Source organism: Bacillus sp. GbtcB14, assembly GCF_019091205.1.
Lineage (GTDB): Bacteria > Bacillota > Bacilli > Bacillales > Bacillaceae_G > Bacillus_A > Bacillus_A cereus_AG.
This window is the reverse complement of sequence record NZ_JAGXJT010000019.1, coordinates 37,727-48,440: the sequence shown is the minus strand read 5'-3', so window position 1 is coordinate 48,440 and position 10,714 is coordinate 37,727. Positions and strand designations below refer to the sequence as shown.

Below are 10,714 nucleotides of genomic sequence, written 5' to 3'. Positions count from 1 at the left end.
GAACACGGAAGTTAAGCTCTCTAGCGCCGATGGTAGTTGGGACCTTGTCCCTGTGAGAGTAGGACGTCGCCAAGCAATTAAAAACACAAGTCTTTTGACTTGTGTTTTTTTGTGTTTTCAAACAGTACGTAAAAGAAGTAATGGTAATACAAACACGTTGCCCAAGGGTTAATCATATTATATAAGAGATGGATGTATATTTTTCTGTAAATTGTTAAGGAATAGAAGTATAAAATATGTCCATTTAAATAGGGAGGGAAGGTTATGAAAGCACAAAATGAAGTTTGTATTGTTTGTGAGACAGAAAGAAAAGAAGGGATATATGTTTATAATAATTTGATATGTTATGAATGTGAAAAAGATATGGTGAATACTGAGACAGATGATCCAAAATATATACATTATTTAAAACAGCTCCGAAAGTTAGAAGTATCATATTTATAAATAGGCATTTGCCTATTATTTTTTTTGTCTTAATATCTGTATAATAGATACAGAATGAATAATAAGGAAGAGATATATATGAATCAAAAGCGTATGCCTTTATATGAGGCCTTAATAGAGTTTAAAGAAAGAGAACCACTGTCCTTTCATGTTCCAGGTCATAAGAATGGTGTAAACTTCCCTCAGGAAGCCACTGGGGAGTTTAAAGATATACTATCCATTGATGTAACCGAACTAACAGGATTAGACGATTTACATAGTCCATTTGAGTGTATAGATGAAGCACAAAAATTATTAGCGGATGTATATGGAGTGAAAAAAAGTTATTTTTTAATTAATGGTTCAACAGTGGGGAACTTAGCAATGATTTTGTCTTGTTGCGGGGAACATGATATTGTTCTTGTACAAAGAAATTGTCATAAATCAATTATTAATGGTTTAAAGTTAGCGGGAGCAAATCCAATCTTTTTAGATCCATGGGTCGATGAAGCTTATAATGTACCAGTGGGAATTCATGATGAAATTATTAAGGAAGCAATTGAAAAATATCCAAATGCTAAAGCACTCATTTTAACGCATCCTAATTATTATGGTATGGGGATGAATCTAGAGGCGAGCATCGCTTATGCACATGCACATAAAATCCCCGTTTTAGTAGATGAGGCACATGGAGCTCATTTTTGTTTAGGCGGGGTATTTCCAAAGTCAGCATTAGCATATGGTGCAGATATTGTAGTTCATTCTGCACATAAAACATTACCCGCGATGACAATGGGGTCCTATTTACATATAAATAGTTGCTTAGTGAAAGAAGAAAAAGTTTCTACTTATCTAAGTATGCTACAGTCTAGTAGTCCATCGTATCCAATTATGACTTCTCTTGATATTGCACGCTTTACAATAGCGCGTATAAAAGAAAAGGGCCATGATGAAATTGCCGAGTTTTTACGGGAATTTAAAGAAGAATTGTGTTCTATTCCACAAATAGCTATTTTACAATATCCATTACAAGACGAGTTAAAAGTAACCGTACAGACACGTTGTCAGTTATCAGGATACGAATTACAGTCTGTATTTGAAAAGGTCGGAATATATACAGAAATGGCGGATCCATATAATGTCCTATTTATTTTGCCCTTGCAAGTAAATAAGGAGTATATGAAGGCTATAGAGATGATCCGAGTGGCATTGAAATATTATGAGGTGAAAGACAAGAAGGAATCTATTCGTTATACTTATAAAGGGGAAATTTCTCCTTTACCGTATACATATAAACAACTGGAAGGATATGAAACAAAAGTAGTATCTGTAGAGGAAGCAGTTGGGATGATAGCGGCAGAAATGGTGATTCCGTATCCACCTGGAATTCCATTGATTATGTATGGGGAAAGAATTACTTCAGAACATAAAGAGCAAATTATGTATTTAGAGAAAGCAGGCGCTCGTTTTCAAGGCAGTACGAAATATATGAAAGTGTATGATATAGAAAGTGGGTTTTAGGATGAAGGGATTATTTGTAACAATTGAAGGTCCAGAAGGTTCGGGTAAAACAACGTTAATTAAAAGTTTATTGCCGTACTTTGAACAAAAAAAACAAAAGGTAATGGCGACGAGAGAACCAGGTGGTATTGCAATTTCTGAGGATATTAGAACAATTTTACATAAACAAGAATATACGATGATGGAAGCACGTACAGAGGCGCTTCTATATGCTGCTGCACGTAGGCAACATTTGGTGGAAAAGGTTATGCCGGCACTTAATGAGGACTACCTTGTATTATGTGATCGTTTTATAGATAGCTCTTTAGCGTATCAAGGATATGCAAGAGGATTAGGTATGGATAAAGTATTCGAAATCAATCGTTTCGCAACAGAGGACTGTATGCCTAGTTTAACGATTTACTTAGACATTGAACCAGAGGTTGGTTTAGCTCGAATTGAAAAAGATGCAGGGCGTGAAGTGAATCGATTAGATATGGAAGATATCTCTTTCCATAAACGTGTGCGTGAAGGATATTTACAAGTTGTAGAACGTTTCTCAGATCGTATTGTATTAGTAAATGCTGATCAACCAATGGAAAAACTTATAGAAGAAGTTGTTCAGATTATAGAAGATAAATTGTTATAATAGAAGGAAAGAATGAAATAAGTGAGGTATGCATTATGACGAAGACGTGGGAGCAGCTTTCTGCTATACAACCCATCGGTGTAAAAATGTTGATGAATAGCATTGCAAAAGAGCGTATATCCCACGCTTACTTGTTAGAGGGAGGGAAAGGGACAGGAAAGTTTGCGACGGCAATTCAAATGGCAAAGAGTTTCCTCTGTTCTCAGCGGAATGGGGTAGAGCCTTGTCATGTATGTACAAATTGTAAGCGAATTGATTCAGGTAACCACCCGAACTTACATATTGTAAAACCAGACGGATTATCTATTAAGAAGCAACAAATTCATGATTTACAAGAAGAGTTTTCAAAAACAGGATTAGAAGCAAATAAAAAAGTATATATTATTGAGCACGCAGACCGTATGACAGCAAATGCAGCGAATACACTATTGAAATTTTTAGAAGAACCAAGTAGTGATACAACAGCTATTTTACTTACTGAACAAAGTCATCAAATTTTAAATACGATTTTATCTCGCTGTCAAGTTGTTACATTTAGACCATTACCTACGGAATCTTTAATTAGAAGATTACAGGATGAAGGTATTACAGCGTCTTTATCGACACTTGCTGCGCAGCTCACGAATAGTTTTGATGAAGCTTTAGCTTTATGTAGTGATGAATGGTTTGCACAAGCACGAGCTTTAGTGATAAAATTATGTGAAGCGCTCGAAAAGGATAAAGCCTCTATTTTTTTTGTACAAGAAAAATGGGGAAAACACTTTGGAGAGAAAGAACAATTACAGCAAGGTTTAGATATGTTACTCCTTATTTATAAGGATTTATTATATGTTCAACTTGGAGAAGAAGATCGTCTTGTTTTTCATGAGCAGAAAGAGATGTTTGAATCTTTCTCCCATGCTCAGAAGCGCATTGTATCAGCTCTCTTTAATATATTAGAGGCAAAAAATAGAATCAACGCTAATGTAAATGCGCAGCTTGTGTTCGAACAGTTAGTGTTGCGGTTGCAGGAGGGATGACCGTTTTGTATGATGTAGTAGGTGTTCGCTTTAAGAAGGCCGGAAAGGTGTACTATTTTGATCCGAACCAGTTCGATATCTCTGAAAATGAGTTTGTAATTGTAGAAACGGTAAGAGGTATTGAATACGGAAAAGTAGTTATTACCAAAAAGCAAGTTGATGAGAACGACGTTGTATTACCGCTAAAAAAGGTTATTCGTATTGCAAATGAAAATGATCGTACCATTGTTGAAGAGAACAAGCATGCTGCGAAAGAAGCATACCAAGTTTGTCAGCAAAAGGTGGTAGAGCATAATCTTGATATGAAACTTGTAGATGTAGAGTATACGTTCGATCGCAATAAGATTATTTTTTACTTTACTGCGGATGGTCGGATTGATTTCCGCGAACTGGTGAAGGACTTAGCAGCAATTTTTAGGACAAGAATTGAACTAAGACAAATTGGTGTTCGTGATGAAGCGAAGATGCTTGGCGGTATTGGTCCGTGTGGTCGTATGCTTTGTTGTTCTACTTTTTTAGGTGATTTTGAACCCGTATCTATTAAGATGGCAAAGGATCAAAATTTATCATTAAATCCTGCAAAAATCTCTGGTTTATGTGGTCGTTTAATGTGTTGCTTAAAATATGAGAATGATGAATATGAGGCAGCAAAGGAACAACTTCCTGATTTAGATCAACGTATACAAACCCCGCATGGTACTGGCCGTGTTATCGGATTAAATATTTTAGAAAGATTAATTCAAGTGGAACTAGTAGACAAGGAACGGATAGTAGAATATACGTTAGATGAGTTAGTGAATAAAGGGGTCGTTTCGAGTCAAACCACAGATTAATGAGGTGGGTGCTTGTGGAGAAAAAAGATATTTTTGCATCGGTTTCTAGTATGGAAGAGCAAATTGGACATTTATACAAACAGTTGGGAGAATTAAAACAACACCTTGCAGAGTTGTTGGAAGAAAATCAACATATAAAAATGGAAAATGAAAATTTGCGACACCGTTTTGAAGAAGTGCAGATTAAGGAAAAACAAAAAACTCAAAAACGTAAAGAAGTGAAGCCAAAGACAACTGATATTGGTGAAGGTTACGATAACTTAGCTAGACTATATCAAGAAGGTTTTCATATTTGTAATTTGCATTATGGAAGTGTACGTAAAGAGGGAGATTGTTTATTCTGCCTGTCATTTTTAAATAAAAAGTGAAATTACCTTTCCAATGATAATTGGAAAGGTAATTTTTTATACATGAGAGTAGAATGAAATATGTTTTTTATTGGTAGAAGATGAAATAGGGTAGGTTAAGTGTAAGAAAAGGAGTAGTATATGAATTTATATGAAGATGAACGTTTAGATTACTTATTAGCACAAGATATGAAAATCGTACAAAGCCCATCAGTATTTAATTTTTCTTTAGATGCTGTTTTACTTGCAGACTTTGCTTGGGTGCCAATTCAAAAAGGTAATGTACTTGATCTGTGTACAGGTAACGCAGTTGTCCCCCTTTTATTAAGTACAAGAACGAAAGGGAAGATTACAGGTGTGGAAATTCAAGAACGTTTATATGATATGGGAATCAGAAGCGTTCAATACAATAAGTTAGAAGAAAGAATTCATTTAATACATGGGGATTTGAAAGATATGCCAGAGAAACTTGGGCGTCATCAATATGATGTTGTCACGTGTAATCCGCCTTATTTTCAAACACCTGCAACGTCTGAGAAAAATATGAATGAACATTTAGCGATAGCTCGTCATGAAATTATGTGTACATTAGAGGATGTTGTATCTGCAAGTAGTCAGCTAGTAAAGCAAGGCGGGAAAGTAGCATTTGTACATCGTCCAGGTCGTTTACTAGATATTGTTACATTAATGCGTAAATACAAAATTGAACCAAAACGTGTACGATTTGTTTATCCAAAGGCAGGGAAAGAAGCGAATACGTTGTTAATTGAAGGAATTAAGGACGGAAACGCAGATTTGAAAATATTGCCACCCCTTTTTGTATATGAAGATAATAATGAATATACAAAGGAGATTCGTTCAATTTTATATGGAGAAGAATAAGCATTGTTTTTATGTAGTAGAGTGCTCTGACGGGAGTTATTATGCTGGATATACAAATCATATAGAGAAGCGGATTCAGACACATAATAGTGGGAAAGGAGCTAGGTATACGCGTGCTAGACTTCCTGTTGTTTTAAAATATGTAGAGTTTCATGAAGATAAGCGTACAGCTATGCAAGCAGAGTATCATTTTAAGCAATTAAATAGAAAACAAAAAGAAGAATATATGCAAAAAGGAGAACGCTATGTGGCAACAAAAAAGCTTTCAACAAAATGAAAAGGGAGTTTTATATTTAGTACCAACTCCTATTGGAAATTTAGAAGATATGACATTTCGTGCAATCCGAATTTTAAAAGAAGCTGATTTAATTGCTGCTGAAGATACGAGACAAACGAAAAAACTTTGTAATTATTTCGAAATTGAAACACCTGTTATGAGTTACCATGAGCACAATAAGGGAGTAAGTGGGAAGAAAATATTAGGGAAGTTAGACGAAGGAAAGACGGTAGCACTTGTTAGTGATGCTGGTATGCCTTGTATTTCCGATCCAGGTTACGATATTGTTGTAGAGGCTGTAGCAGAACAGTATCATGTTATTCCGCTTCCTGGGGCAAATGCGGCCCTTACAGCATTAATTGCATCAGGCCTTGAAACAAAACAGTTTTATTTCTATGGATTTTTACAAAGAAATAAAAAAGAAAGAAAAATGGAGTTAGAGAAGCTTCGTTATGTACAAACTACAATGATGTTTTATGAGGCACCTCATCGTTTAGATGATACTTTAATCTCGATGCAAGAAGTGTTGGGAAATAGAGAAATTGTATTATGTCGAGAGTTAACGAAAAAATTTGAGGAATTTATTCGTGGGACAGTCGAGGAAGCAATTGAGTGGACGAAACAAAATGAAGTTCGTGGCGAGTTTTGTATTTTAGTAGCTGGTTCAACGGAAGAACCTGCACCAGAAGAACAATGGTGGGAAGCTATTTCGGTATATGATCATATTGAACATTATATAAACGAAAAAGGTATGAATTCAAAAGAGGCGATAAAAACGGTCGCTAAAGATCGAGATTTGTCGAAACGCGATGTATATCAAATCTATCATGTCGATAAAAAATAAGCTTCTCATAATTGAGAAGCTTATTTTGCTGTTTCGATATAATCTTGAAGTTCGTTTAAGATTTGCTCAGCGCCTTCTTTGCTTAAGATAATTTTACCTTCAGCTAAAGATAGGTTACCATCAGATACTTCACCAGTTACTTGGCAAGTCATGTTTGGCTTATATTTTTTTAAGATGATTTTCTCGTCATCAACGTAGATTTCAAGAGCATCCTTTTCTGCAATACCTAAAGTACGGCGTAATTCGATTGGAATTACTACACGACCTAATTCATCAACTTTACGAACGATACCAGTAGATTTCATAATTCTTTTCCTCCTAAAGAAATAGTTTATAAGTTTCGAGTCTATTTTCTAGATTCGTCATTTTTCGACAAAATACCCTATGGACATATGATACCAATCATTTACATTTCCGTCAATTCTTTAATTCTATATTTTTTAAAAAGATTTATAGATTTCTTACTTCTTATATATAATAGAATGTGAGTAATTTCTACTATTATTTCACTTTATTTTCAGAAAAATTATAGATTGTAAGTAAGGACTGTATATTTTCTTGAAATATGAGTAATAGATGATAAAGATACTAAGTATTAACTCGTTTTTATCCCGCATTAACAAGCGGTAAGATTTTAAATTTAAAATTTGGCTGGAGCAAAGAAGTTAAGGTGGAGTCGGATTGCTCGTAAAAGCCCGATTGGTGCGGGCTAATAATCCGCGGGAGTGAACACCCCCCCACAGATTAAAGTTTCACTTTATATATAAGTTTTTGATATACTATTTATAAATACATATGAGGTTATCCGGGAGGTCCAAAACAATGACAGAGGAAAACAAATCCTTTTATATTACTACCCCAATTTATTATCCAAGTGGAAAATTACACATTGGACATGCTTATACAACAGTAGCAGGAGATGCGATGGCACGATATAAGCGTATGCAAGGATATAATGTTCATTATTTAACAGGAACTGATGAGCATGGACAGAAAATCCAAAAGAAAGCAGAAGAATTAAACGTTACACCACAAGCATATGTGGATAACATTGTTGCAGGAATTAAAGAACTTTGGGAGAAGATGGATATCTCTTATGATGATTTTATTCGTACAACTGAAGATCGTCATAAAGATGTTGTTGAAAAAATCTTCAAGCAACTAGTAGATCAAGGGGATATTTATCTTGATGAATATGAAGGATGGTATTCTGTACAAGATGAGACATTCTATACAGAGCATCAATTAGTAGATCCAATTATGGAAGGTGACAAAGTAGTTGGAGGAAAAAGCCCAGATAGTGGTCATGATGTAGAACTTGTTCGTGAAGAATCGTATTTCTTTAGAATGGGTAAATATGTCGACAGACTATTAAAATTCTATGAAGATAATCCACATTTCATTCAGCCGGAGTCTCGCAAGAATGAAATGATTAATAACTTCATTAAACCAGGCTTAGAAGATTTAGCTGTTTCGCGTACTTCATTTGACTGGGGAGTTCGTGTTCCAGGTAACCCAAAACACGTTATTTACGTATGGGTTGACGCATTATCTAACTACATTACAGCATTAGGTTATGGAACAGAAAATGAAGAGATGTATAAAAAGTTCTGGCCGGCTGATGTGCATTTAGTTGGAAAAGAAATCGTTCGTTTCCACACAATTTATTGGCCAATCATTTTAATGGCATTAGATTTACCTCTTCCGAAAAAAATCTTTGCTCATGGTTGGATTTTAATGAAGGATGGAAAGATGAGTAAGTCAAAAGGAAACGTAGTAGATCCAGTTACATTAATCGATCGTTACGGATTAGATGCATTACGTTATTACTTACTTCGTGAAGTTCCATTCGGATCTGATGGCGTATTCACACCAGAAGGGTTTGTGGAGCGTATCAATTTCGATTTAGCAAATGACTTAGGTAACTTATTAAATCGTACAGTAGCTATGATTGATAAGTACTTTAACGGAGAAATCCCTGCATTTAAAGCAAATGTAACGGAATTTGATGAAACGTTAGTAACGTTTGCAAAAGATACATTGAAAAAAGTAGAAGAGGCAATGGAGAATATGGAATTCTCTGTAGCGCTAAGCTCAATTTGGCAATTGGTTAGCCGTGCAAATAAATATATTGATGAAACACAACCGTGGGTATTAGCGAAAGATGAGAATGATCGTGAAAAGTTAGCTTCTGTAATGGCTCACTTAGCAGAAGTACTTCGTCAAACAGGTATTATGCTTATGCCGTTCTTAACGGTAGCACCAAGTAAGATGTTTGATCAACTTGGACTTACTGAAGAGGCACATAAATCTTGGGAAAGCCTATCTACAATTGGCTGTATTCCAGCTGGAACAAAAGTAGAAAAAGGAAACCCGATTTTCCCTCGTTTAGAAATGGAAGTAGAAGTAGGGTACATTAAAGAACAAATGAAAAGCTCTGCTCCTAAAGTAGAAGAGAAAAAAGAAGAAGAACCGAAAGCAGAAGAAATTACAATTGATGATTTCTTTAAAGTAGAATTACGCGTAGCTGAAGTACTATCAGCTGAACCTGTGAAAAAAGCAGATAAGTTGTTAAAAATTCAGCTGGATTTAGGTACAGAAAAGCGTCAAGTTGTTTCAGGGATTGCAAAGTTCTATTCGCCGGAAGACCTAAAAGGTAAAAAGGTTATTTGTGTAACAAACTTAAAACCTGTAAAATTACGCGGTGAATTATCACAAGGTATGATTTTAGCGGGTGAAGAGAATGGCGTATTGTCATTAGCATCAATTGACCAAAATTTACCAAATGGTACAAAAATCAAGTAATTAAGACAAGAAAAGAGATGTTTCACGTGTAACATGTGTGAAGCGTCTTTTTTCTTTTTACACTCTCTATTTTTGCATTAAAATTATAGTATTGTTATCGTTAAGTTATTAAAGGGCTTATTTTTAGAATAAACTTGATTTCAATATAAAAGGAGTTATGTATTATGTTGTTTGATACACATTCACATTTGAATGCAGAGCAATTTGAAGAAGATTTGCAAGAAGTTATTGCACGAATGAAAGAAGCGGGAGTTACCTATACAGTTGTTGTTGGTTTTGATGAAGTAACGATAAAAAAGGCGATTGAATTAGCTGAAACTTATGATTTTATTTACGCTGCGGTTGGATGGCATCCAGTTGATGCAATCGACATGACGGAAGAACATTTAGCTTGGTTAGAAGAACTTGCTTCCCATCCTAAAGTCGTTGCACTTGGAGAGATGGGCTTAGATTATCACTGGGATAAGTCTCCAAAAGAAATACAGAAGGAAGTATTCCGTAAACAAATTACATTAGCCAAAAAGGTGAAATTGCCGATTATTATACATAATCGCGATGCAACTCAAGACATTGTTGATATTCTAGAAGAAGAGAATGCAGCTGAAGTGGGAGGCATTATGCATTGCTTTAGTGGCAGCGTAGAAGTAGCAGAGCGATGTGTTGATATGAACTTTTTAATTTCGTTAGGCGGACCAGTTACATTTAAAAATGCTAAGAAACCGAAAGAAGTTGCCACGGAGATTCCATTAGAGAAATTGTTAATAGAGACGGATTGTCCATATTTAACACCACATCCATTTCGAGGGAAACGAAATGAACCGAGTTATGTAAAACTTGTAGCAGAAGAAATTGCGAATTTAAAAGGAATTTCTTATGAAGAAGTAGCAGAAATAACAACAAAAAATGCAAAAGCTTTATTTGGTGTTGAATAAAAAGGAGTGGGAGAACCCATTCTTTTTTATTTTTGTGGAAAAATAGCAGGAGTGATAGAGAAAATAAGGGCGAATGAGGAAGTGTTATAATAAGGAGAGAGAACAAAGTTTTGGACATTCTATTTTTTAAAATGTAAGAATGGGGAAAATAATAATGGAAAAGTCGTCATTTTTTTGTTTTACTAAGTAGAGACGAAACGAGT

Annotated in this window: 12 protein-coding genes; 11 read left to right on the top strand and 1 reads right to left on the bottom strand. The window is 35.1% G+C overall.

Annotated elements, in window-relative coordinates:
* The first annotated feature begins 264 nt into the window (after positions 1-264).
* From KVT31_RS27770 to rsmI, 9 genes are all read left to right on the top strand, one after another.
* Entirely contained in the window at positions 265-444 is a 180-nt protein-coding gene (locus tag KVT31_RS27770) for a sigma factor G inhibitor Gin (protein ID WP_088094774.1), read from the top strand.
* 78 nt (positions 445-522) lie between these two features.
* Positions 523-1,944: an aminotransferase class I/II-fold pyridoxal phosphate-dependent enzyme gene (locus KVT31_RS27765; protein WP_088094775.1), complete on the top strand. Its 1,422-nt coding sequence runs from the start codon at positions 523-525 to the stop codon at positions 1,942-1,944.
* A gap of 1 nt (position 1,945) precedes the next feature.
* Positions 1,946-2,572 carry a dTMP kinase gene (gene tmk / locus KVT31_RS27760; RefSeq protein ID WP_088094776.1) on the top strand — a complete coding sequence of 209 codons (627 nt, stop codon included), beginning with the start codon at positions 1,946-1,948 and terminating at the stop codon, positions 2,570-2,572.
* Positions 2,573-2,607: 35 nt separating this feature from the next.
* Entirely contained in the window at positions 2,608-3,591 is a 984-nt protein-coding gene (gene holB, locus KVT31_RS27755; RefSeq protein ID WP_088094777.1) for a DNA polymerase III subunit delta', read from the top strand.
* Between the two features lie 5 nt (positions 3,592-3,596).
* Positions 3,597-4,424 carry a PSP1 domain-containing protein gene (locus KVT31_RS27750; protein WP_000272429.1) on the top strand — a complete coding sequence of 276 codons (828 nt, stop codon included), beginning with the start codon at positions 3,597-3,599 and terminating at the stop codon, positions 4,422-4,424.
* Between the two features lie 14 nt (positions 4,425-4,438).
* On the top strand, positions 4,439-4,792 hold the full coding sequence (gene yabA, locus KVT31_RS27745; RefSeq protein ID WP_000412057.1) for a DNA replication initiation control protein YabA: 354 nt from the start codon (positions 4,439-4,441) through the stop codon (positions 4,790-4,792).
* Positions 4,793-4,912: 120 nt separating this feature from the next.
* A complete protein-coding gene (locus KVT31_RS27740) occupies positions 4,913-5,653 on the top strand; it encodes a tRNA1(Val) (adenine(37)-N6)-methyltransferase (RefSeq protein ID WP_088094778.1) in 741 nt (246 codons plus the stop codon).
* A complete protein-coding gene (locus tag KVT31_RS27735) occupies positions 5,640-5,930 on the top strand; it encodes a GIY-YIG nuclease family protein (protein ID WP_029439096.1) in 291 nt (96 codons plus the stop codon). The genes KVT31_RS27740 and KVT31_RS27735 overlap by 14 nt, the downstream gene beginning before the upstream one ends.
* Positions 5,899-6,774: a 16S rRNA (cytidine(1402)-2'-O)-methyltransferase gene (gene rsmI / locus KVT31_RS27730; protein ID WP_088094779.1), complete on the top strand. Its 876-nt coding sequence runs from the start codon at positions 5,899-5,901 to the stop codon at positions 6,772-6,774. The genes KVT31_RS27735 and rsmI overlap by 32 nt, the downstream gene beginning before the upstream one ends.
* A gap of 20 nt (positions 6,775-6,794) precedes the next feature.
* Here the strand turns inward: rsmI and KVT31_RS27725 are convergent, their stop codons facing one another.
* Positions 6,795-7,079: a transition state genes transcriptional regulator AbrB gene (locus KVT31_RS27725; RefSeq protein WP_000843036.1), complete on the bottom strand. Its 285-nt coding sequence runs from the start codon at positions 7,077-7,079 to the stop codon at positions 6,795-6,797.
* A 517-nt stretch (positions 7,080-7,596) separates the two neighbouring features.
* Between KVT31_RS27725 and metG the strand changes: the two genes are divergently transcribed.
* Together metG and KVT31_RS27715 are read left to right on the top strand one after the other, a co-directional pair.
* On the top strand, positions 7,597-9,579 hold the full coding sequence (gene metG / locus KVT31_RS27720) for a methionine--tRNA ligase (protein ID WP_088094780.1): 1,983 nt from the start codon (positions 7,597-7,599) through the stop codon (positions 9,577-9,579).
* Between the two features lie 164 nt (positions 9,580-9,743).
* On the top strand, positions 9,744-10,511 hold the full coding sequence (locus KVT31_RS27715) for a TatD family hydrolase (RefSeq protein ID WP_088094781.1): 768 nt from the start codon (positions 9,744-9,746) through the stop codon (positions 10,509-10,511).
* The last annotated feature ends 203 nt before the right edge of the window (positions 10,512-10,714 follow it).